Annotated in this window: 22 protein-coding genes; 10 read left to right on the top strand and 12 right to left on the bottom strand. The window is 60.2% G+C overall.

Translation table 11 applies throughout. The features are described 5' to 3' along the window. Positions 1–7: 7 nt before the first annotated feature. The 4 genes from QK293_RS07000 to QK293_RS06985 all read right to left on the bottom strand — a co-directional run bounded on the left by QK293_RS07000 (position 8) and on the right by QK293_RS06985 (position 3,051). A complete protein-coding gene (locus QK293_RS07000) occupies positions 8–634 on the bottom strand; it encodes a hypothetical protein (protein ID WP_282376428.1) in 627 nt (208 codons plus the stop codon). After that, on the bottom strand, positions 631–1,230 hold the full coding sequence (locus tag QK293_RS06995) for a biliverdin-producing heme oxygenase (RefSeq protein ID WP_282376427.1): 600 nt from the start codon (positions 1,228–1,230) through the stop codon (positions 631–633). The genes QK293_RS07000 and QK293_RS06995 overlap by 4 nt, the downstream gene beginning before the upstream one ends. Before the next feature lie 184 nt (positions 1,231–1,414). After that, entirely contained in the window at positions 1,415–2,200 is a 786-nt protein-coding gene (locus tag QK293_RS06990; protein WP_282376426.1) for a sulfite exporter TauE/SafE family protein, read from the bottom strand. Between the two features lie 101 nt (positions 2,201–2,301). Continuing rightward, positions 2,302–3,051 (bottom strand): hypothetical protein, encoded by a 750-nt coding sequence (locus tag QK293_RS06985; protein WP_282376425.1) that lies wholly within the window; start codon positions 3,049–3,051, stop codon positions 2,302–2,304. 207 nt (positions 3,052–3,258) lie between these two features. Here QK293_RS06985 and QK293_RS06980 point away from each other — a divergent pair, with 207 nt between their 5' ends. From QK293_RS06980 to QK293_RS06970, 3 genes are all read left to right on the top strand, one after another. Then, positions 3,259–4,362 carry an aldose epimerase family protein gene (locus tag QK293_RS06980; protein ID WP_282376423.1) on the top strand — a complete coding sequence of 368 codons (1,104 nt, stop codon included), beginning with the start codon at positions 3,259–3,261 and terminating at the stop codon, positions 4,360–4,362. A gap of 111 nt (positions 4,363–4,473) precedes the next feature. After that, entirely contained in the window at positions 4,474–5,295 is an 822-nt protein-coding gene (locus tag QK293_RS06975) for an aldo/keto reductase (protein WP_282376422.1), read from the top strand. Positions 5,296–5,325: 30 nt separating this feature from the next. Beyond that, a complete protein-coding gene (locus QK293_RS06970; protein WP_282376421.1) occupies positions 5,326–5,796 on the top strand; it encodes a DUF1810 domain-containing protein in 471 nt (156 codons plus the stop codon). Here QK293_RS06970 and QK293_RS06965 read toward each other — a convergent pair. Beyond that, positions 5,761–8,121 carry a DNA polymerase II gene (locus QK293_RS06965; RefSeq protein ID WP_282376420.1) on the bottom strand — a complete coding sequence of 787 codons (2,361 nt, stop codon included), beginning with the start codon at positions 8,119–8,121 and terminating at the stop codon, positions 5,761–5,763. The two genes, QK293_RS06970 and QK293_RS06965, sit on opposite strands and share 36 nt — an antisense overlap. Before the next feature lie 84 nt (positions 8,122–8,205). Between QK293_RS06965 and QK293_RS06960 the strand changes: the two genes are divergently transcribed. Together QK293_RS06960 and QK293_RS06955 are read left to right on the top strand one after the other, a co-directional pair. Continuing rightward, entirely contained in the window at positions 8,206–8,370 is a 165-nt protein-coding gene (locus QK293_RS06960; RefSeq protein ID WP_282376419.1) for a hypothetical protein, read from the top strand. A 9-nt stretch (positions 8,371–8,379) separates the two neighbouring features. Continuing rightward, positions 8,380–8,820 (top strand): CBS domain-containing protein, encoded by a 441-nt coding sequence (locus tag QK293_RS06955; RefSeq protein ID WP_282376418.1) that lies wholly within the window; start codon positions 8,380–8,382, stop codon positions 8,818–8,820. Between the two features lie 12 nt (positions 8,821–8,832). Here QK293_RS06955 and QK293_RS06950 read toward each other — a convergent pair whose 3' ends face one another. Further along, positions 8,833–9,456 carry a glutathione S-transferase N-terminal domain-containing protein gene (locus QK293_RS06950; protein ID WP_282376417.1) on the bottom strand — a complete coding sequence of 208 codons (624 nt, stop codon included), beginning with the start codon at positions 9,454–9,456 and terminating at the stop codon, positions 8,833–8,835. Between the two features lie 154 nt (positions 9,457–9,610). On the opposite strand from QK293_RS06950, the gene QK293_RS06945 reads away from it, so the two are divergent. The 3 genes from QK293_RS06945 to QK293_RS06935 all read left to right on the top strand — a co-directional run bounded on the left by QK293_RS06945 (position 9,611) and on the right by QK293_RS06935 (position 11,467). Continuing rightward, positions 9,611–10,132: a DUF3455 domain-containing protein gene (locus QK293_RS06945; RefSeq protein WP_282376416.1), complete on the top strand. Its 522-nt coding sequence runs from the start codon at positions 9,611–9,613 to the stop codon at positions 10,130–10,132. A 91-nt stretch (positions 10,133–10,223) separates the two neighbouring features. Further along, the gene (locus QK293_RS06940) at positions 10,224–10,751 is read left to right on the top strand and encodes a sigma-70 family RNA polymerase sigma factor (protein ID WP_282376414.1); all 528 of its coding nucleotides are present in this window, start codon (positions 10,224–10,226) and stop codon (positions 10,749–10,751) included. After that, positions 10,748–11,467 (top strand): anti-sigma factor, encoded by a 720-nt coding sequence (locus QK293_RS06935; RefSeq protein ID WP_282376413.1) that lies wholly within the window; start codon positions 10,748–10,750, stop codon positions 11,465–11,467. The genes QK293_RS06940 and QK293_RS06935 overlap by 4 nt, the downstream gene beginning before the upstream one ends. Before the next feature lie 173 nt (positions 11,468–11,640). Here QK293_RS06935 and QK293_RS06930 read toward each other — a convergent pair whose 3' ends face one another. After that, the gene (locus tag QK293_RS06930; protein ID WP_282376412.1) at positions 11,641–12,735 is read right to left on the bottom strand and encodes a DUF1615 domain-containing protein; all 1,095 of its coding nucleotides are present in this window, start codon (positions 12,733–12,735) and stop codon (positions 11,641–11,643) included. A gap of 157 nt (positions 12,736–12,892) precedes the next feature. Between QK293_RS06930 and QK293_RS06925 the strand changes: the two genes are divergently transcribed. Further along, on the top strand, positions 12,893–14,422 hold the full coding sequence (locus tag QK293_RS06925; RefSeq protein WP_282376411.1) for an FAD-dependent oxidoreductase: 1,530 nt from the start codon (positions 12,893–12,895) through the stop codon (positions 14,420–14,422). Between the two features lie 87 nt (positions 14,423–14,509). Here the strand turns inward: QK293_RS06925 and hemB are convergent, their stop codons facing one another. From hemB to QK293_RS06910, 3 genes are all read right to left on the bottom strand, one after another. Then, positions 14,510–15,484, bottom strand: a complete 975-nt coding sequence (gene hemB / locus QK293_RS06920) for a porphobilinogen synthase (protein ID WP_282376410.1) — start codon at positions 15,482–15,484, stop codon at positions 14,510–14,512. Positions 15,485–15,799: 315 nt separating this feature from the next. After that, a complete protein-coding gene (locus tag QK293_RS06915) occupies positions 15,800–16,642 on the bottom strand; it encodes a PhzF family phenazine biosynthesis protein (protein ID WP_282376408.1) in 843 nt (280 codons plus the stop codon). Then, positions 16,615–17,373 (bottom strand): glutathione binding-like protein, encoded by a 759-nt coding sequence (locus QK293_RS06910; RefSeq protein ID WP_282376407.1) that lies wholly within the window; start codon positions 17,371–17,373, stop codon positions 16,615–16,617. Before QK293_RS06910 ends, QK293_RS06915 begins: the two co-directional genes overlap by 28 nt. A 367-nt stretch (positions 17,374–17,740) precedes the next feature. Here QK293_RS06910 and QK293_RS06905 point away from each other — a divergent pair, with 367 nt between their 5' ends. Next, the gene (locus QK293_RS06905) at positions 17,741–18,415 is read left to right on the top strand and encodes a histidine phosphatase family protein (protein ID WP_282376406.1); all 675 of its coding nucleotides are present in this window, start codon (positions 17,741–17,743) and stop codon (positions 18,413–18,415) included. 36 nt (positions 18,416–18,451) lie between these two features. Here QK293_RS06905 and mnmH read toward each other — a convergent pair whose 3' ends face one another. Next, a complete protein-coding gene (gene mnmH, locus QK293_RS06900; protein ID WP_282376405.1) occupies positions 18,452–19,561 on the bottom strand; it encodes a tRNA 2-selenouridine(34) synthase MnmH in 1,110 nt (369 codons plus the stop codon). Then, complete coding sequence (gene selD, locus QK293_RS06895; protein WP_282376404.1) at positions 19,561–20,595, bottom strand: selenide, water dikinase SelD; 1,035 nt, start codon at positions 20,593–20,595, stop codon at positions 19,561–19,563. The genes mnmH and selD overlap by 1 nt, the downstream gene beginning before the upstream one ends. Positions 20,596–20,686 lie beyond the last annotated feature (91 nt).

Raw genomic sequence — 20,686 nt, 5'->3', positions numbered from 1 at the left:
ATCCAGTTCAGGCGATACAGCTCACGCGCCTGCGGGGGAATGTCCGAGGCGGGGAAACATTGCCCCGGTAACCGGGCAGAACCCCGCCCAGCGCCTCGCTGATGACTTGCCCATGCCCCGCCGGCTGGAAGCGATAAATCATCACCCGGTCGAAGCCGGTCAGGCGGCGAATTTCATCGACACTGACGGTGTACAAGTCGTCCAGCGTACTGGCGGCCTGCATCCGCCGCAAGGCCCGAAGCAGCATGCCGGTGTTGTCCGACGCAACGTCGTGCAACGGCTCCAGCTCAAGAATAATCACGCCGTCATGTCGGTTGAGCGATCCGTTGAATCCCCGCCCTGCCATCTCCAGCAACAACGGATTGGCTTCCTCCAGGTCATCCAACAACAGCGCCTGACGGACCTGCTCTGCCGCCGTGGCACCCGACAGCATCGTCAACGGTTGCTGCAATAAAGCCGCCGCCGTCTGACCGAGCAACGACGCACAATTGCGGCTGATCTGCTGGATGATCAACTCAGGCTCACTCAGGACCAGCAGAACGCCATGGGGCTGGATCGACCCCGGAATCCGGATCGCCTCGCGGGCGCATTCGGCGAGCGCGGCGTCGAGTTGCTCATCAGTGAGGCGATTCATACCAATACCTCGCAGCGCTCAAGCCAACCTTCGAAGGCCTCGAACGTCGCCTGGGCTGCGGTCACCGACGCCGCCCGTTCAGCGGGGTCGCACACCTCATACAGGCACTTCAGGAAACCGCGCCACATCAGCAAGGTCGACGTGCCGTACACCGCAAAAAAACGGCCGCCCGTGTGTTCGTCGACACCGAGGCGCGAGTGCAAGCCGTTGTGCAGCGATTGCCCGCCCAGCGTCGCCCCTTCAAGGACGTACAACACACCCAGCACATCGGCAATGGAGCGGGGCTGAAAGGAAAACTGGCAGAGGGGGATGGCATCGATGGCGCCAGCGTCCAGCCCCAAGGCATACAGATCGGCTTCAAGCGACGGGGTTTTGCTACGAATCAGCCAGTCCAGACCGGGAATGGTCATCGCCACCGGGAACAGCAGGTTTTCCAGCGGCCGATAAAAACCGTAGTAGGCCTCGATCAGGCGGGTGTAGAGCAATAAATCGGCGGTGAAAAACGGAATGCGTTTTTCCAGCACTTGATGCTGCCGGGTCGTGGCGGTGCGCAGCTCACTGAGAATCAGCGGCAGGCTTTTGGGCGGGGCGGTCACGACAGTCTGTCGAAGCAATACCCGGCTTCGCGGCTTTGATATTCAGCAATTAGCGTGTACACGTGCCACCTCTTGTCGATCACGGGGAAATGCCGACAGGTCATTCACGGGTAAATGAAGGCGGGCTTTCCACCGTAGCACCTATACGTTGCAGGAGGTGGTTTGTTTCTGGAACCTGTGTCGGCTAAAAGGCCAGCTTGTAACCGATCAGCACCAGCATCGTGGCCAGGCAAGGACGCAACACTTCATCGGAGATGCGGCCCGTCAGGTGGCTGCCCAGGTAAATCCCCGGCAGCGAACCGACCAGCAAGTAACCCAGCACGTGCCAATCCATGTTGCCCATGCTCGCATGGCCGAGGCCTGCAACCAAGGTCAGCGGTACGGCGTGCGCGATTTCCGTGCCCACCAGACGGCGGGTCGGCAGCAGCGGATAAAGAATGAACAATGCCACGGTGCCCAGGGCGCCAGCGCCGATGGAGGTCAGGGCAACCATGGTGCCGAGGACCAGGCCGGTGATCACGGTCAGTACATTCAAGCGGTTGCCGCTGGGGTTGTAATTGCCACCCGCACGCTTATGGGCGAAATCGAGCAGGCGTTTCTTGAAGAAAATCGCCAGCGCCGTTGCAAACAATACAAAGCCCAACGCCTGTTTGATAACAGCGTTCATCGCCTCGGGCGATGTCTGCAAGGTGCTCAGGAACCACAGCGTCAGCGCCACCGCCGGCACACTGCCGAGGGTCAACCAACCGGTAATTGCCCAGTCGATGTTCTTGTTCTTTCTGTGAACCAGCACGCCACTGGACTTGGTAATCGCTGCGTACAGCAAATCCGTGCCCACTGCAGTGGCCGGATTGACGCCGAACCACAACAGAATGGGGGTCATCAACGAACCGCCACCCACGCCAGTCATCCCGACAATAAAGCCGACTACCAGACCTGCAACGACTAAACCGAAATTACCGAATTCCATTAACACGCCCACAAAAAACGCATAAAAATCTGGCCCGCAGCATAGCGATTTTTCTTATAACCACTTATATCGATGCGATCTATCTTTATGCACTTCCTTGCTTACTGCACCGGCAAGAAATTCAAAAACAACAAACTCTGCGCGTAATTCAAACCGATCCGGCGGTAGCGTTCGTCGAGCAACTGCGTCAGCAAGTCCAGCCGCGCGACGATCTTGCCGAACTCCACGGCAAAACTCAGGTTGCTGCCCTCCTCCGATATTTCGTTGGAGAACAGCAAAGGCTCGCCGTGCTTGTTTTGCCGCTGGCTGAGTATCCAGGTGGCTTTCTCGATGTTGCGGGCAGCGTTGCTGACGAACGTCGGGTTGATCGCATCCGTCATGTAGAACTCGAGCCGATTGCCGTGGGCGGTGACGAGCATGCTACCGATGGCATAGATGAAAGCACCGACCCGGTCGCCGAGAAATTCCGGGCTCATGGCGTAACTCAGCGCGGCCAGGTCTTTTTTGCCACCCAGGGTCGGCAGCGGCTGTTGCTGTTCGATGGCCATGCGCACTTGCTTGCCAGCGGTGCGGGCATCGAGGAAGCCGGATTTTTTCAGCTCGTCCGGGTTGCGCAGGTAGAGCTTGCTCATCAGCAGGTAGAGGCTGTCGAGGTTGTCACGCATCGCCAGGGTCGCCATGCGGTCGACGCTGGTCTGGAGAAACTCCTGGGGTTTGCCTTCGCGGAACTGGCTGACGATGTCGCTGCCCTGCTGCTGACTGCACCCGGAGGCTGCGAGCATCGACAAGCAGGCCAACAGCAGGCAATGGCGGCGGATTGGCGTGGTGGTGAGGGGTAAAACTCGAGCCATGGGTTCTCGAACTTGGGTATCTGCCGGCGGTGGGGATCGCCGCAGGCTGGCCAAGGATAGAGCCGTGAATCCTGAAAAAGTGCAGTGCCGACGGTCCGTAAGCGTTGGCCGCCGTTAAGAGGATCATCACATTAGTCATACTTTATAATTGCAACAGCCCATACATAAGCTATAAATCCTTTACTCTGCGCCCTCGGACTGTCCCTGATGATCGCCACCCTCTCCGCCCAGGCTGCGCGCCTGTCCAGCGAACACAAGGCCTTCGGCAAAACCAATGACGGCACACCCGTCGAGCAATACATCTTGCGCAACAGCCATGGCCTGACTGCCACGATCATTACCTACGGCGGCATCCTGCAGTCGCTGAAAGTGCCGGACAAAAACGGTAAGTTCGAGGATGTGGTGCTCGGTTTCGATGACGTGCAGGGTTATCAAAGCGGCACGGCGTACTTCGGTGCGACCATCGGGCGCTTCGGCAATCGTCTGGCCAACGGTGCTTTCGAACTGGACGGCAAGCGCTATCAGGTGCCGCTTAACGATGGTTCCAATTCGCTGCACGGCGGCCCTCAGGGTTTTGACAAACACGTCTGGAAAGCTCAACCGAGAACAGGCAAGGATTCGGTGGGCGTGACCCTGACGTATCTGTCGGTGGACGGTGAAATGGGCTTCCCCGGCAACCTGAAAACCGAGCTCACCTACAGCCTCAACGAGGACAACGAGCTGCACATCGACTACAAGGCTTCCAGCGATAAACCCACGGTGTTGAACCTGACCAATCACAGCTATTTCAACCTGGCCGGCGCCGGTAACGGTGATGTGCTGAAACAGCTCGCCACCTTGCACGCCAGCCATTACACGCCGGTCACGGGCAAGCTGATCCCTACCGGTGAACTGGCCCCGGTGGCCGGCACACCGATGGATTTCACCCAACCGACCGCCATTGGCAAGCACATAAAAGCCGATCACCCACAGTTGAAGTTTGCCGAACCGAAACAGGGTGGCTTCGATTTCAACTGGGTGCTGAACGCCATGGGTGATCTGGGCCAACTTGCTGCCGAAGTCAGCGATGCGCAATCCGGCCGTCGATTGCAGCTCTACACCACCGAGCCCGGGGTGCAGTTCTACACCAGCAACTTCCTCGACGGCTCGGTCAAGGGCAAGGCTGGCAAGGTCTATCCGCACTGGGGAGCGTTCACGCTGGAGACCCAGCATTATCCAGACTCACCGAATCAGCCGACCTTTCCGTCCACGCGACTGGACCCCGGCAAGACCTATACCCAGAGCACTGTCCTGAAGTTCTCTGCCCAATAAACCTGCGACGCCGACGCGTTTGCTGTGACCTCCTTTCTGGTGCTCGACGGAACCACCGGGCTATTCTGCTGCCCACTAAAGTATCGAACGAAATTCAGAAAGGAGGTTTTGATGCGGACCCTAGCGTTGGCTGGCGTCAATGTACCGGTCATCGGCCAAGGCACTTGGCGCATGGGCGAAGACCGCTCCCGACACACTCAAGAAGTGGCTGCATTGCGCCTGGGGATCGAATTGGGCATGACCCTCATCGACACCGCTGAAATGTACGGCGAGGGCGGTGCTGAGGACGTGGTCGGTGAAGCCATCGCGGGCTTGCGTGACGAAGTCTTTCTCGTCAGCAAGGTCTACCCGCACAACGCCAGCCGCAAAGGCATCCCCCAAGCGTGCGAGCGCAGTTTGCGGCGACTGGATACCGATTACATCGATCTCTACCTGCTGCACTGGCGCGGCCAGTATCCCCTCGAAGAAACGGTCGAGGCCTTTGAACGTTTGCGCGAAGAAGGCAAGATTGGTCGCTGGGGAGTGTCCAATTTCGACGTCGACGACCTGGAAGAACTGGCCTCCCCGGCCTGTGCTACCAATCAGGTGCTCTACAACCTGGAGGAACGCGGCATCGATTTCGACTTGCTGCCCTGGTGCCAGCAGCAACACCTGCCAGTCATGGCCTACTGTCCGATTGGCCAGGGTGGGCATATGCTGGTCAATTCAACCCTCAAGCAGGTTGCCGCCCGTCACGGGGTGACGCCTGCCCAAGTATCGCTGGCATGGATTCTGCGACAGGAAGGTGTGATCGCCATCCCCAAAGCGGTCAAACCTGAACATGTGCAACTGAATGCGCAAGCGGCGCAATTACGGCTCGAAGCTGGGGATCTGGAGGCGCTGGACCACGCGTTTCGCGCGCCACAACACAAACAGCGGTTGGCCATGGTCTGAGCCATCGCGGTTTTGTCAGAGGGCTTCTGCATGAGAAGCACCGATCAGCTCGATTCCTTTAATCTGCAACGCTTTATCCTGGCCCAGGACCCGGTGTTTAAACGGGTCCAGACCGAGCTGAAGGAGGGTCACAAGCGTAGCCACTGGATGTGGTTCATCTTTCCGCAATTCGCAGGGTTAGGCGGCAGCGAGATGTCCCGCCACTTTGCCATTCGTTCCAAAGAGGAAGCGGCGGCGTACCTGAATCATCCGCTGCTGGGTTCACGATTGCGCACCTGCACTCAGTTGGTGCTGAACATCGAAAAGAGCTCGATTGCCGCCATCTTCGGCCACCCCGACGATCTCAAGTTTCACTCTTCCATGACGCTGTTTGCCCAGGTTGCCGGCGCTAACAGCGACTTTCATCAAGCACTGGGCCGGTATTTCCACGGCATCCTGGATGACTGGACGTTGTTGCTGCTGGATTCAAAACAGGCCCAACTGCCCACCAATCAAGGTTGAAAAGTCGTCGTCCACGAACGGCAGAATCGCGTCCGCTACCGGTTGCAGTTGCCGGGTGACGTAGTGGTCGTAGTCGATGGGCGCGCTGCGAATTTCCAGCGGTTCGGGCCCGGCGACGGTGATCACGTAACTGATCCAGCCACCGTTCTGATATTGCCGCGGGCGACCCTGCTGGTCGTTGTAATCATCGGCAATCCGCGCGGCCCGCACGTGGGGCGGCACGTTGCGCTGATAGTCATCGAGGGTGCGGCGCAGGCGCTTGCGGTAGATCAGGCGGTCGTCGAATTCTCCCGCCAACGTCTTGCGCACGTAGTCGCGTACATAGTCCTGATAGGGTTTGCGATTGAAGATGCGCAGGTACAGCTCCTGCTGGAACTGCCGGGCCAGCGGCGACCAGTCGGTGCGCACGGTTTCCAGGCCTTTGTAGATCATTTCATCGGTGCCATCGGCGCGGGTCACAAGCCCCGCATAGCGCTTCTTGCTGCCCTCCTCGGCACCACGAATGGTCGGCATCAGAAAGCGCTTGTAGTGGGTTTCGAACTGCAACTCCAGCGCACTGTCCAGACCGTATTCCTGCTGCACATGCTCGCGCCACCACTGGTTGACGTGATCCACCAGCGCGCGGCCAATCTGTGCGGCTTCCTGCTGACCGTGCGCGCGGCGCAGCCAGACGAAGGTCGAGTCAGTGTCGCCGTAAATCACCGTGTGGCCCTGGGCTTCGATCAGCTGTCGGGTACGCAGCATGATCTCGTGGCCGCGCAAGGTAATGGACGACGCCAGGCGTGTATCGAAGAAGCGGCAACCGCTGGAACCGAGCACGCCGTAAAAGGCGTTCATGATGATCTTCAGGGCCTGGGACAGCGGCGCGTTGTGTACGCGCTTGGCGGTTTCGCGACCTTCAGCAACCCGGGCAACGATAGCGGGCAGGCAATGCCGGGTTCTTGAAAATCGCGCACCGCGAAAACCCGGCACCGACTCGCTGTCATCGGGATGTTTAAGCCCCTCGATCAAGCCCACCGGGTCGATGAGGAAGGTACGGATGATCGATGGATAGAGGCTTTTGTAGTCGAGCACCAGCACCGACTCGTACAGGCCCGGTTGCGAGTCCATGACAAAACCGCCGGGGCTGGCTTGCGCAGGCTTGTTCCCGAGGTTCGGCGCAACGAAACCCTGGCGGTGCATCAGCGGCATGTAAAGGTGAGTGAACGCCGCCACCGAGCCGCCGCTGCGATCAGCCGGCAACCCGGTGACGCTAGCCCGTTCCAACAAGAAGGTCAGCAGCTCGGTCTTGGCGAAAATCCGCGTCACCAGCTCGCAGTCCTTGAGGTTGTACTTGGCCAGGGCCGGTTTGTCCTCGGCGAACATGCGGTTGATTTCGTCCATGCGCTGGTACGGATTGTCGATCGACTTGCCCTCGCCGAGCAGGGTTTGCGCGACGTTTTCCAGGCTGAACGAGGGGAAACTCCAGGTCGCCGAGCGCAGGGACTCGATGCCGTCGATGATCAGCCGGCCGGCGGCCGAGGCGAAGTAATGGTTGCGGCTACCGTGTTCGCGCCATTGCATTTCCTCGCCACCACGGCCCAGCTTCAGCGGCACCGCCAGGCGCCGGGCGTGTTCATGGAGTACGCGCAGGTCGAACTGCACAACGTTCCAGCCGATGATCGCGTCGGGGTCGTGGCGGGCGAACCACTCGTTGAGTTTTTTCAGCAGCAGGGTTCGGGAGTCGCAGTATTCGAGCTGGAAATCCACCTCGCTGTCATCACCGTTGGGCGGGCCGAGCATGTAGACCTGGCGCTCACCACAGCCTTCCAGGGCGATGGAGTACAACTCGCCCTGAGCGGTGGTTTCGATGTCCAGGGAGACCAGCTTGAGGCTCGGTCGGTAATCGGGGTCGGGTTTCATCTGCGCATCGAGCAGCAGGCCCTCGGTATTCGGCGTGCCATTGAACAGGACCGGCGCGGTGATAAAACGCTCCATCATGTAGCGTTCCGGCGGACGTACGTCGGCTTCGAACATGTCGACGCCGGCCTTGCGCAGCGCGGTTTCCAGGCGCATCAGCTGACGGTGCTGCCGGCAATACAAGCCAAGCACCGGACGGTGCTCGAAATCCAGCAACGCCAACGGCCGCAGCTCGACGTTCTTTTCGCCGCGCAGCAGCGCTTCAGCCTGCTCCCGTTGCACTGCGGGGATAAACGCCACCGACGGTTGATGAGGCAGGCGTATCCGCTGGGGACCGGCATCGGTCGCCAGCCAGAACTCGACTTCCGTGCCGGCCGGGGTATCGCGCCAATGCCGGGTCAGGACGAAGCCCTGCTGTAAATCCACCACTGCAACCTCGAATCTTATTCAGAAGGGGATTCTACGCGGGATCGGGATGGATAGCGTGGAGGCTTAAGGATTTGGCAGCCTGTGGCTCTTGAAGTTGCTGCCGAATTGCGGGCGTTTATCGATCTGGTACGTGAGGTTTTCAGAAGAAAAACCACTGAATGGCGTTTTTTGCGTGTTATCTGCCGCTTTCTCCCTTGCCCTCAGCGCCTGGGTCTACGATTCTTCAAGGACAACGACAACACCTGAGAAACCGCCATGAAAACCGTCGCCCAACTGCTGAAGTTAAAGGCTGAACAGAATCATGAAGTCCACACCATCGCGCCGCATCAAATGGTGCTGGAAGCGCTGATGGTCATGGCCGCGAAAAACGTCGGCGCATTGCCGGTCGTGAAGAATGGCGAGGTCGTCGGCATCATCAGCGAGCGCGACTATGCGCGCAAACTCGTGCTCAAGGGCCGCTCCTCCGTCGGTACGCCGGTCGGAGACATCATGGTCTCGCCGGTCATCACCGTGGACACCCATCAAACCGTCGAAACCTGCATGGGCATCATGTCCGACAAACGCCTGCGCCATTTGCCAGTGGTGGAAAACGGCACATTGATCGGCTTGCTGTCGATCGGCGACCTGGTCAAGGAGGCCATCGCCGAACAGGCTGAACTGATTCGTCAGTTGGAACAGTACATCCGCGGCGAATAAGAGCAGACCTTTTCAGGCTGGCCAATGCCGCGCAAAGACCGGTGCCAATGTCGGGTGCCGGTCGATGCGTTCCAGCCAGGCGAAAAACCCGGGGCGGGCACTGCGTAAATGCTCCCGACTGCCCGCCCACCTGGAAACCACCGCCGCCAGCACATCCAGCGCCCCCGGCGTTTCATCGCCCAGGTACAAATCGCCCGAAAACTGATCGGCAAACACCTCCCAACTCCAGTGCAGTCGCGCGCGGGTGCCGGCCATGAGGTTTTGCCTGGACGATTCATCCGCCTCGGCCAACCAGCGCTCCGGGTAATCGATGATGCCAATCGCCGAATAGCAATTACTGACGATGTACACCAGGCCGCGAATGGCCTGATCCCGCGCGGGGGCGTTTTTCGGCAGCAGGTTCGACTCGGGAAAGGTGAGCCCCAGATGAATCAGAATCGCCGCGCTCTCGGTGAGAACGCTGCCGTCGGGCAATTGCAGTGTCGGAATCTGCTTGAGCGGATTGAGTTTCTCCAGCGCCTGGGTCGCTTCAGGAGAGGATTCAACGTCGATGAAACGGTAAGCAATCTCGCAGAGCTCAAGGGCGGCTTCTATCGCCGCAGCTCCAGAGTTCTTGTGTCCGTAGAGCTGGTACATAAACACCTCCTTGCGATTGTCTCTTTGTAGCAGCTGACGCTGGCAATGTTAGAAAATTTCTTTTACCCACTGCATCCAATTCGCTTTCCGATGGGTAGTACCTGTAGCAGCCCTGATGCTGCCGAGCGGGTTACTCATTTTCGGAGAGAAATTCATGAACGCCAAACACCTGATTTGCCTTGCCGGTTTACTCGCTGCCCTACCTGCAGCTTATGCCCAGACGGGTCTGCCCGACAGCATCAAGGTGCCGGAGGGGCACAAGGTCGCCATGGAAACCACCGGGGTCGGCGAGATCACCTACGAATGCCGTGACAAGGCCAATGCAGCCGGCCAGACCGAATGGGTTTTTGTCGGGCCTAAAGCGGTGCTCAACGATCGCAGCGGCAAACAGGTCGGCACCTACTTCGGCCCCCCCGCTACCTGGCAGGCGAAAGATGGCTCGAAAGTCACCGGCACCCAATTGGCCGTCGCACCGTCGAGCCCGGGCAATCTCCCCTACCAATTGGTCAAGGCCAACCCGGCCGAGGGCAAAGGCGCGATGAGCGGCGTGAGTTACATCCAGCGCGTAGCCCTCAAGGGTGGCGTGGCCCCAGACACCGAGTGCACGGCCGCCAACAAGGGCAAGCAGGAAACGGTGAAGTATCAGGCGGACTATATTTTCTGGGCGGCCAACTGAAACCTGTTCTGCGGGAAATTGGTCTACGCTGCTCTGCACATGCCCCGGCCCTCTGGTCCGGGGCTATTGCCCACTTTGACGGCTGAGCACTGTGTCCTTGCCCCAACCCCTTTTCGATTACGAAGCCCATCTGGCCGCCTGCGCTCGCGGCGACCGTCAGGCCCTGCGGGATTTGTATGTGCAGGAAAGTCCGCGCCTGCTGGGGGTTGCCAAACGCCTGGTGCGCGACACTGCGCTGGCCGAGGATATTGTCCACGATGCGTTCCTCAAGATCTGGGCCGGCGCCGCGCGGTTCGACCCGGCGCGGGGTTCGGCGCGAGGCTGGATGTTTAGCGTGACCCGGCATCTGGCGCTCAATTTCATCCGTGACAACAGCCGCGAGGTTCAGGGCGAGATCGACATGCAGGACAACGCTGAAACCTTCGACGCTCAGGTCCACTCGTCACGCATTCATCTGTGCCTGGAACAACTGGAACCTGCGCGGCGCAGCTGCATTCTGCACGCCTACGTCGACGGTTTTTCCCACGCTGAAATATCACACAAACTCGGCACCCCGCTGGGCACCGTCAAAGCCTGGATCAAACGGAGCCTGACGGCATTGCGGGAGTGCATGGGATGATCACCAGACCTGCGAATGAAACCCCGGAAGAGCTCAACGAGCTGGCCAGCGAATATGTGCTGGGCACGCTCCCGGCGCAGCGACGTACCGAGGTGCAACAGCGCCTGCGCGACGATGTCGAACTGCGCACGGCGGTCGACACCTGGGAACGCCGCTTGCTCGACCTGACTGACTTCGCCGAACCCCTGGCACCCTCCCCACACCTGTGGCAACGCATCGAGCGCAGTGTGCATGCCTTGAACCGGCAACCAGCAGGGGCGGCAGTTGCGTCGTCATCCTGGTGGAACCTGCTGCCACTGTGGCGCGGGCTCGCGGGGGCGGGGCTGGCGGCGACCTTGTTGCTCGGCGCCTTGATGTTGACGCAAACCACGGTCAAACCGACCTATCTGGTGGTACTGGTCGCCCCTCAGGACAAAGCGCCGGGTTGGGTGATTCAGGCCAGCAATCCAAGGGAAATCCAGTTGATCCCACTGGGCGTGGCGCAAGTTCCGGCCGACAAGGCACTGGAGTTCTGGACCAAGGCTGAAGGCTGGCAAGGACCGGTGTCCCTGGGCTTGGTCAAACCGGGGCAGATGCTCTCGGTGCCGCTGGACAAGTTGCCGCCACTGCAACCCGACCAGCTGTTCGAGCTGACCCTGGAAAACCCCAACGGCTCGCCGACCGGCAAACCTACGGGGCCGATTCAGTTCATCGGTCGAGCGGTGAAAGTGATCTGACGGCGATCACCCAAGTGCCGCGATCCCCCCGCCCCAGGTTCCGGCGGCAAACACCTGAGCACGACTGGCGCCTTGTTGATAGGCGCTGCATAAATGAATGGTTTTACCGCGGTACTCAATGAAAAACCCGTCCTCATCAGCCGGGTTTTTTTACGCTTGTTTGTTGCGGTCGGTCACTTGCCCGCACGCGCCATGCAGCGCTGATAACGTTCATCGACCCGTTTGGCGAACCACGCCGTGGTGAGTTTGCGGGTGATTTTCGGGCTTTGCAGCACGATCCCTGGCAACACCGCACGCGGTAATGGCCGACCTTCTGCCTGCTCGGCCAGGGCGAAAACCCGCGCATAGAGCTGGGTGTCCTCGAACTCGACGTTTTTGCCCTCCTCCAATTGATCGCGAATGGTCGGATTGCGCATGCCCAGCTGCTTGCCGAGGGTGCGCACTGCCAATTCCGTGGTGCCAGGCATGATCGAATCGTAGCGGACCAGGTCCCCATCCAGCGCCAGCGGTATGCCCGAAGCGCGACTCACCGCGTTCTGAAACGCGGCATTGCGACTGGCGTACCAACCGGCATTAAAATCGGCGAAGCGATACAGCGGTTGTTTGTAGGTCACCGGATAACCGAGCAAGTGGGCGATACCGAAATACATGCCACCGCGACGACTGAACACTTCATGCCGGATCGAACCGTTCACCGGGTACGGATACGCCTTCGCCTGTTGCTCGGCGAAATCGATGCTGACCTGCATCGGCCCACCGGTGTGCACCGGGTTGAAGCCACCGAACAGCGTCCGGCCCATCGGCACCATGCCGATGAAATCATCGAAGATCGCGCTGAGCTCCTTTTCGCTGCGCGCCGCATTGAGTCGGTCGCTGTAGCTCTTTCCGGTGGATGAACTCACCTGCAGCGCACCGCTCACCAGCAGGCCGGGGATATGGGCTTTGGCGGCGCGGCGGTCGATCTCTTCGCGGGCGATCTTGCCCAGGCCCGGCACGGGTGGATCAACCTGAAAGGTCGACTCCTGCTCGGTGACCGCCAGTACCGCGCACAGGTTTTGGGTGGACGGATAAATGTTTTGAACAGCAAATGCTGCGTAAATATCGGTGGCCCAGCCTCGGCGATCAGTGGCTTTGACCGGCAGCAGGCGCACGATCTCGGCCTTGACCTCCGCGGGCTTGCGCGCCGGTGGTTCCTGCGTTCGCTGAGTGCCGCAACCGGCCAGAACCAGCAGCGCGGCGACGCTCATCATCAATCGATTGGCTTGCATGTTGCTCCATCAAATCCGTTGAGCCGAGTTAACCATACGATCAATGGCATGGCGCAGGCTATGACTGTGGCTGCCGCCCCCTGTTCCGTTGGGCAGCCTGCCTGACCTCACGCCTGGGCTGAACCATACTTGAGCCACACACCGAGGAGGACAGCTCATGAATCGTAGCGACGTACTGATCATCGGCGCCGGCCCGACCGGGTTGGTGCTGGCGTTGTGGCTGAGCAAGCTTGGCGTGCAAGTGCGCATCATCGACAAGACGTCGGCACCCGGCACCACGTCGCGGGCGCTGGCCGTCCAGGCGCGGACGCTGGAGCTGTATCGCCAGCTCGACCTCAGCACTGCCATTGTGCAGAACGGTCATCGAGTGGGCGCGGCGAACTTCTGGGTCAAGGGCGAACCCGTAGCGCACTTGCCGCTGACCCGCATCGGCGAGGGCCTGACGCCCTATGCGTTTCTCGAAATCTTTCCTCAGGATGAGCACGAACGGCTGCTGATAGACCGCCTCGAAGCCTTTGGTATCAAGGTGGAGCGCAACACCGAACTGGAAAGTTTCGAGGAAACCGGCGACGGCATCACCGCCCATCTGCGCCTGCCCGATGGTCAGCAGGAAACCTGTCAGGCCTGTTATCTGGCAGGTTGCGACGGTGCCCGATCGATTGTGCGCAAGACCCTGGACACCGGTTTCCCGGGGGGCACCTACCAGCAGGTTTTCTACGTCGCCGACGTGCAAGCCAGCGGGCCGACGTTCAACGGCGAACTGCACGTGGATCTCGATGAAGCGGATTTTCTCGCGGTGTTTCCCTTGGCCGGTGAAGGCCGCGCCCGCCTGATCGGCACCGTACGCGACGAGCGCGCCGATCATGCCGAAACCCTCCAGTTTGAAGACGTCAGCAGCAGGGCCATCGAGCATATGAAAGTAAAGATCGAGCAACTGAACTGGTTCTCAACCTACCGCGTGCATCATCGGGTGGCGGATCATTTTCGCACCGGGCGCGCGTTTCTTTTGGGTGACGCCGCCCACGTCCACAGCCCCGCCGGTGGTCAGGGCATGAACACCGGAATTGGCGATGCCATCAACCTTGCCTGGAAACTCGCGGCGGTGTTGAGCGGCGGCGCTGAGGCCAAACTCCTCGACACTTACGAAACCGAACGCATCGCGTTTGCCCGCAAACTGGTCGCCACCACCGATCGGGTGTTCAGTTTCGTCACGGCCGAAGGGCGTATGGCCGATTTGCTGCGCACGCGCCTGGCGCCGTTCGTGATTCCGAAAATGGCATCGTTTGAGGCATCCCGCGAGTTCCTGTTTCGGACGGTGTCGCAGATCACCCTGAATTATCGCGGGATGCCTTTGAGCATGGGCGCTGCCGGTCATGTTCACGGTGGCGACCGCCTGCCTTGGGCTCACGACGGTGAGGGGGACAATTTCGAATCACTGAAGTGTCCGACCTGGCAGGTGCATGTGTATGGCGACACCAGCGACGAAATGATCGCCTGGTGCCACGAACATCATTTGCCGTTGCATGTGTTTGACTGGCGGCCGGCGTTTGAAGCGGCTGGCCTGGGGCGTAACGGGTTTTATCTGTTGCGGCCGGATACGTACGTGGCGATCGCCGACAACTCTGCCGATCCCAAGGTGATCGAGCGGTACTTCCGGGATCACGGGATTCGGCCGTTTTTCGGTTGAGAATCAAAAGATCGCAGCCTGCGGCAGCTCCTACAGGGAATTGAGTACTCCTGTGAGCTGCCGCAGGCTGCGATCTTTTGGTTTTGATCAGATCCCGGCCAGGGCGAGATCCATCGCAAAGTAGGTAAAGATCAGATCCGCCCCTGCCCGCTTGATCGCGCCAAGGCTCTCACGCACCACGCGATCTTCATCGATCGCCCCGGCCTGCGCCGCGAATTTGATCATCGCGTACTCGCCGCTCACCTGATACGCCGACAGCGGCAAACGCGAGGCTTCACGGATGTCGCGGATGATGTCCAGGTACGCGCCGGCCGGTTTGACCATCAGCGCGTCGGCGCCTTCCTGCTCATCCATCAGTGATTCGCGCACGGCTTCACGGCGGTTCATCGGGTTCATCTGATAGCTTTTACGGTCGCCCTTGAGCGCGCTGCCGCCAGCTTCACGGAACGGACCGTAGAGCGCCGAGGCAAACTTGGTCGAATAGGCCATGATCGCGGTCTGGCTCAATCCCGCTTCATCGAGCGCCCGGCGAATGGCCTGAACCTGCCCGTCCATGGCTGCCGACGGAGCGATCACATCGGCGCCGGCACGAGCCGCAGCTACCGCTTGTTTGCCGAGGTTGATCAGGGTCTGGTCGTTGTCGACTTCATGGTGGTGCAGCACGCCGCAATGGCCGTGGTCGGTGTACTCACAGAAACAGGTGTCGGACATCACGATCATGTCCGGCACTGCATCCTTGGCGATGCGCGACATGCGCGACACCAGACCGTTGTCGCTCCAGGTGTCGCTGCCGTTGCCGTCCAAATGGTGCGACACGCCGAACGTCATCACCGACTTGATCCCGGCCCGGGCATAACGCTCGATCTCACCCGCCAATTTCGACTCCGGAATACGCATCACCCCGGGCATGCTGTTGATGGGGACGAAGTCGTCGATTTCTTCCTCGACGAAAATCGGCAGCACCAGATCGTTCAAGCTGAACTCGGTTTCCTGGAACAGGCTGCGCAGGCTCGCATTGCGGCGCAGACGGCGGGGACGTGCTTCGGGGAACTGACTGGACATGAGGGGTTCCTGAAAAACGGAGGACGAGACGAAAGTCGTAGGGGACAAAGCTTATGCCCTGCAAGGCGCAGGGCACAAACCTCAGGCGCGGAATAAGCCCTTACCGGTTCGGCAATAATCACTGAGATACGAGCCTTGTAGCAGCTGTCGAGCCTGCGAGGCTGCGTTCGGCTCGGTCCGCGCTCGGGCGAAGCGGTCGTAAAACCTGCAACCGTGTTCTTTCAGGCAGTTCGCGTTCACCGGACACGACCGCTTCGCCCGAGCGCGGACCGAGCCGAACGCAGCCTCGCAGGCTCGGCAGCTGCTACATGCCTCCTACAGCGTCAAGGTTCCGCTGATACAGGTCACCACCGCGCCGCCGATCCAGATCTCGTCGCCCACTTGCTCGACCTGAATGCGCCCGGCACGGCCCATCGTCAGGCCCTGGCTGACCACATAGGACGCAGGCGCCAGTCCTTCGCTGAGCAGCCATTGGGCAATCCCGGCGTTCAGGCTGCCGGTGGCGGGGTCTTCCGGCATGCCGTCGCCAGAGATGAACGCCCGCACTTCGAACTGTGCGCCATCGCCATCGCGCTCGGGATGCCAGGGCGCGATGACACCAACGGCCAGGCCGAGCATTTGCGAATGATCCGGTTGCAGGTTCAGCACCTGCTGGCGATCCTCGACCATTACCGCCAACCATCCGGCGCCGTTATCGACCCACTGGGCCCTGACTATCGCGCCCTGCTCCAGCCCGAGCCCTGACCGCAAACGCGCCATCAAGTCGGCGTCCACCGGCCCGGTTTTTATCAGAGGCGGCGCGAGAAAGGCCAGCTCCGTGCCCTGTCGACGGACCCGCACCAGCCCCACCCCGCACTCCTGAATGATGTCTTCGCCCTTGGGCACGCCACCGGCCTCGAGCCAGGCATGGCAGGTACCCAGTGTCGGATGACCGGCGAACGGCAATTCGTTCAGCGTGGTGAAGATCCGTACCCGGTAGTCGGCACGAGGGTCGCGCGGTTCGAGTATGAATGTGGTTTCGCTGAGGTTGGTCCAGCTGGCAAACGCCGCCATGCGCTCATCGCTGAGCTCATCGGCGCCGAACACTACCGCCAGCGGATTGCCCTTGAGTGCAACGCGGCTGAAGACATCTACTTGCTTGAAATCGAATGAGTGCATGGCCTGCCTTGGTCTTGATCAAATCGAAGCGTTTTACTTGGGGATTCCAGCCCGCGCATCACCGCCGGCCGCGCCAGAAAGCGCTCCAGCACCCGCGTGACGTTCGCGAAGTCCTTGATGCCCACCCGCTCGCCGGCCTCATAGAAGCCAATCAGGTTGCGCACCCAGGGGAAGGTCGCGATGTCCGCGATGGTGTAACGCTCGCCCATGATCCAGTCGCGACCTTCCAGACGGTTGTTGAGGACGTTGAGCAGGCGTTTGCTTTCATCAACGTAGCGGTCGCGCGGACGTTTGTCCTCGTAGTCCTTGCCGGCAAATTTGTTGAAAAACCCGAGCTGACCGAACATCGGCCCGATGCCTCCCATCTGAAACATCAGCCACTGAATGGTTTCGTAACGCGCTGCCGATTCCTGATCCAACAATTGCCCGCTCTTGTCGGCCAGGTAGATCAGAATCGCCCCGGACTCGAACAACGCCAGGGGTTTGTCTCCCGGACCGTGGGGGTCGAGGATCGCCGGGATCTTGTTGTTGGGGTTCAGCGAAAGAAATTCGGGGGACATCTGATCATTGGTATCGAAGCCCACCCGATGCGGTTCATAGGGCAGCCCGATCTCTTCGAGCATGATCGACACCTTGACGCCGTTGGGTGTTGGCAAGGAGTAAAGCTGGATCCACTCAGGGTACTGGGCGGGCCATTTTTGAGTGATGGGGAATGCGGACAAATCGGTCATGGGGAGCATCCACGCGGAAAAGTAGACGCTAATCATAATGTAGGCGCTGCCGTAGACTGCGATCTTTTGGCGTTATCAATATTGCTGATGAGCAAGATCAAAAGATTGCAGCCTTTCAGCGGCGCCTCACGTGTACTGTGTCCATAAATCCGCAACATCTTATCGATAACCTGCTCCAACCCATCTAAGGTTGCCGCTACAGTGCTGCGCACTCGCTCGGATCGAACCAAATGGGCTTCAGAGGACTCTGAAGATTGCCCTTTCGGAAACGGACCGGCCCAACGACATGGAAAACACCCGAAGCTGGGAGCTCGCGGTGTAAAGGTTTGTCAGCCTTAACCGAATGCGCTGAAGATCACCTATTCAAATGATGAACCCTTTGAAACTCGTCAAACGCTTCAAACATTGCGCGTATGTCGTCCTGCCCTCCCTGTTGGCGGCCAGCGCGCTGTTCCTGTTCCTTGAGTCCAGCGAAAGCCGCGCTCAACCGGCAGACGGCACCCAGACGCTGGTGTTCCTGCGTCACGCGGAAAAACCCGAAGGTGGCCTCGGCCAGCTCAACTGCCAGGGTCTGAATCGCGCCATCGACCTGGCCACCTTGCTGCCGGAAAAATTCGGCAAGGCCAACTACGTGTTTGCCGCCAACCCGACACGCAATGTCGAGGAAGGCGAACTGGACAATTCCTACAGCTACATCCGCCCCCTGATGACCATCAGCCCCAGCGCGATCAAGCTCGGCTTGCCGGTGAACATCAATTTCTCGGCCAACGACACCAGCGACCTGGCGGATGAATTGCTCCACGACAAGTATCACAACTCGGTCATCTACACCGCCTGGTCCCACGGTTACCTGCCCGAGTTGATCAACAAGGTCGCTGGAGAAGCCGTCGGCAAGAAACAGAACATCACCGATGACTGGGAGTCCAGCGACTACGACTCGCTGTACGTGCTCACCCTGACCTGGCACAACGGCAAGGCCAGCGTGCAGAGCCACGCCTACAAGCAAGGCCTGGATAACGGGCGCGAGACCTGCCCGACGTAAGTGTCGGCTGCAGCGGGTTGATCGGGGCGGCGCTGCTTAACCCTCAGCCCTCTGGCTGCTACGCGCTCGCAGGTAGTCGAGCACGGCAGCCCGCTCCCCGGCGAACTCAATGCGCCCCCCCTTCTTCTCCCGCTGAAACGCATACATCGGGTCGTAATACTCGCGAAGCAACCCTTCAATCCAACCCCGATGCAGGTCCACTGCCCCACTGCTCGCCTGCGCCGCCAGCGCGTCTTCCATCAAAATCAACATCCGCCGATGGCGTTCACCGCCCAAACGTTTCTGCACATTGTTCAGGCTCTCCAGCAGGCGCTCGGAAAACAGCGCAAAGCCTTCATCGCCATGCACGCCGATGAACTCGGCACACAAGTCCACCACGTAATCGCGCAGGATCCGTTCGACCCGCCCTTCCAGGCTGTCTTCAAGCCAGACCATCGGAAACTGTTGCATGCCCTGAAACAGTGGCAGCGACAAGGCGCAACTGCCGACCATACGGCTCTCGTCTTCCAGCACAAACTGCTCGATGCCGTGGGCGCGCTTCTTCAGCACGTCCACCGCCAGGTGGTTCTCAAAATCGATGTTGGAGGGTTGGCCGGTGGCGCGTTTACCGAAACTGGAGCCGCGATGATTGGCGTGACCTTCAAGGTCCAGCCCGTTGCTCAACTGCGTGAGCACTTCGGTTTTGCCAGTGCCGGTCATGCCGCCCAGCAAGACAAAATCACACTGGGCAAGCGCCTGATCGACCGTGTCGAGCAAGAAGGTGCGCATAGCCTTGTAACCGCCAGCGACTCGCGGATAGTCGATGCCCGCCTCGTCCTTGAGCCATTGCTGAACGATCTGCGAACGCAAACCACCACGAAAACAATACAAATACCCATCAGGATGCGCCCGGGCAAAATCGGCCCAGGCCTGGATGCGAGCGGTTTTTATCTCGCCGGACACCAACTGGTGCCCCAGCGTGATGGCGGCTTGCTGACCGTGCTGCTTGTAGCAAGTGCCGACCTGTTGCCGCTCGAGGTCATTCATCAGCGGCAGGTTGATGACGCCGGGGAATGAGCCTTTGAGAAACTCGACCGGCGCGCGGGCATCCATCATCGGCCGGTCGTTGAGGAAGATGTCGCGGTAATCGGTGAATTCCATAGACATCAAAACACCTCAACCGCGTTGGTCTGTCGCTCGATCAGCTCACCGATCGGCTCAAGCGTCAGGCCCAGTTCGGCAGCCACGTTGAGGAATTGCTCATTGCCCTCGGGGGTGACCGCAACCAGCAGGCCTCCGCTGGTCTGCGGATCGCAGAGCACGCGTTTGTGCATTTCCTGAAGACGTCCAAGCTTGCTGGCGTAGCTGTCGAAGTTACGCAGCGTCCCGCCCGGCACGCAGCCTTGGTCGAGGTAATACTCGACACCCGGCAGACGCGGCACACGGTCGTACTCGATGCGAGCGGTCACGTTGCTGCCGTCGGCCATTTCCACCAAATGCCCCAGCAGACCAAAACCGGTGACGTCGGTCATCGCGGTGACGCACTCGAGTTTGCCGAAGCGGCTGCCGGGTTTGTTCAGGGTGCACATCCAGTCGCGGGCCAGGCCGATGTCGGCATGGCGCAACTTGCCCTTCTTTTCGGCGGTGGTGAGGATGCCGATGCCCAGCGGTTTGGTGAGGTAGAGCAGGCTACCGGCGGTGGCGGTGTCGTTGCGTTTCATGTGGCGCTTTTGCACCAAACCAGTCACGGCGAGGCCGAATATCGGTTCCGGTGCGTCGATGGAATGCCCACCGGCCAGCGGGATCCCCGCTTCATCGCAGACCGAACGCCCGCCGCGAATCACCTCCCGGGCAATCTCCGGCGCCAGTACGTTGACCGGCCAGCCAAGGATCGCAATCGCCATCAACGGATCGCCCCCCATGGCGTAGATGTCGCTGATGGCATTGGTGGCGGCGATGCGGCCGAAATCGAACGGGTCGTCGACGATCGGCATGAAGAAGTCGGTGGTCGATACCACGCCGCGTTCTTCATCGATGGCATACACCGCTGCGTCATCGCGCGAGGCGTTGCCGACCCAGAGATTCGGGTCAAGGTTCTGCGCCCCGCTGCCGGCCAGAATCACCTCCAGCACCTGGGGAGAAATCTTGCAGCCGCAACCTGCGCCGTGGCTGTACTGGGTCAGACGAATCGGTTCGCTCATGGGGGCACCTTGTGGGGGTCGATCCGAGCGAGTCTAGCATTCTGAGGGGCCAACTGATCGTTCCCACGCTCCGCGCAGAGCGTGGGAACGA

Origin of the sequence: Pseudomonas sp. AL03 (assembly GCF_029960815.1) — a bacterium.
Taxonomy (GTDB): Bacteria; Pseudomonadota; Gammaproteobacteria; order Pseudomonadales; family Pseudomonadaceae; genus Aquipseudomonas.
Note: the sequence above shows the minus strand (reverse complement) of the source record. Positions and strands in the feature narration are given on the sequence as shown.

Coding starts and splice junctions, on each gene's coding strand:
- QK293_RS07000 (WP_282376428.1), bottom strand. CDS start 634: ATGAATCGCCTCACTGATGAGCAACTCGACGCCGCGCTCGCCGAATGC.
- QK293_RS06990 (WP_282376426.1), bottom strand. CDS start 2,200: ATGGAATTCGGTAATTTCGGTTTAGTCGTTGCAGGTCTGGTAGTCGGC.
- QK293_RS06985 (WP_282376425.1), bottom strand. CDS start 3,051: ATGGCTCGAGTTTTACCCCTCACCACCACGCCAATCCGCCGCCATTGC.
- QK293_RS06980 (WP_282376423.1), top strand. CDS start 3,259: ATGATCGCCACCCTCTCCGCCCAGGCTGCGCGCCTGTCCAGCGAACAC.
- QK293_RS06975 (WP_282376422.1), top strand. CDS start 4,474: ATGCGGACCCTAGCGTTGGCTGGCGTCAATGTACCGGTCATCGGCCAA.
- QK293_RS06970 (WP_282376421.1), top strand. CDS start 5,326: ATGAGAAGCACCGATCAGCTCGATTCCTTTAATCTGCAACGCTTTATC.
- QK293_RS06955 (WP_282376418.1), top strand. CDS start 8,380: ATGAAAACCGTCGCCCAACTGCTGAAGTTAAAGGCTGAACAGAATCAT.
- QK293_RS06950 (WP_282376417.1), bottom strand. CDS start 9,456: ATGTACCAGCTCTACGGACACAAGAACTCTGGAGCTGCGGCGATAGAA.
- QK293_RS06945 (WP_282376416.1), top strand. CDS start 9,611: ATGAACGCCAAACACCTGATTTGCCTTGCCGGTTTACTCGCTGCCCTA.
- QK293_RS06935 (WP_282376413.1), top strand. CDS start 10,748: ATGATCACCAGACCTGCGAATGAAACCCCGGAAGAGCTCAACGAGCTG.
- QK293_RS06930 (WP_282376412.1), bottom strand. CDS start 12,735: ATGCAAGCCAATCGATTGATGATGAGCGTCGCCGCGCTGCTGGTTCTG.
- QK293_RS06925 (WP_282376411.1), top strand. CDS start 12,893: ATGAATCGTAGCGACGTACTGATCATCGGCGCCGGCCCGACCGGGTTG.
- hemB (WP_282376410.1), bottom strand. CDS start 15,484: ATGTCCAGTCAGTTCCCCGAAGCACGTCCCCGCCGTCTGCGCCGCAAT.
- QK293_RS06915 (WP_282376408.1), bottom strand. CDS start 16,642: ATGCACTCATTCGATTTCAAGCAAGTAGATGTCTTCAGCCGCGTTGCA.
- QK293_RS06910 (WP_282376407.1), bottom strand. CDS start 17,373: ATGACCGATTTGTCCGCATTCCCCATCACTCAAAAATGGCCCGCCCAG.
- QK293_RS06905 (WP_282376406.1), top strand. CDS start 17,741: ATGATGAACCCTTTGAAACTCGTCAAACGCTTCAAACATTGCGCGTAT.
- mnmH (WP_282376405.1), bottom strand. CDS start 19,561: ATGTCTATGGAATTCACCGATTACCGCGACATCTTCCTCAACGACCGG.
- selD (WP_282376404.1), bottom strand. CDS start 20,595: ATGAGCGAACCGATTCGTCTGACCCAGTACAGCCACGGCGCAGGTTGC.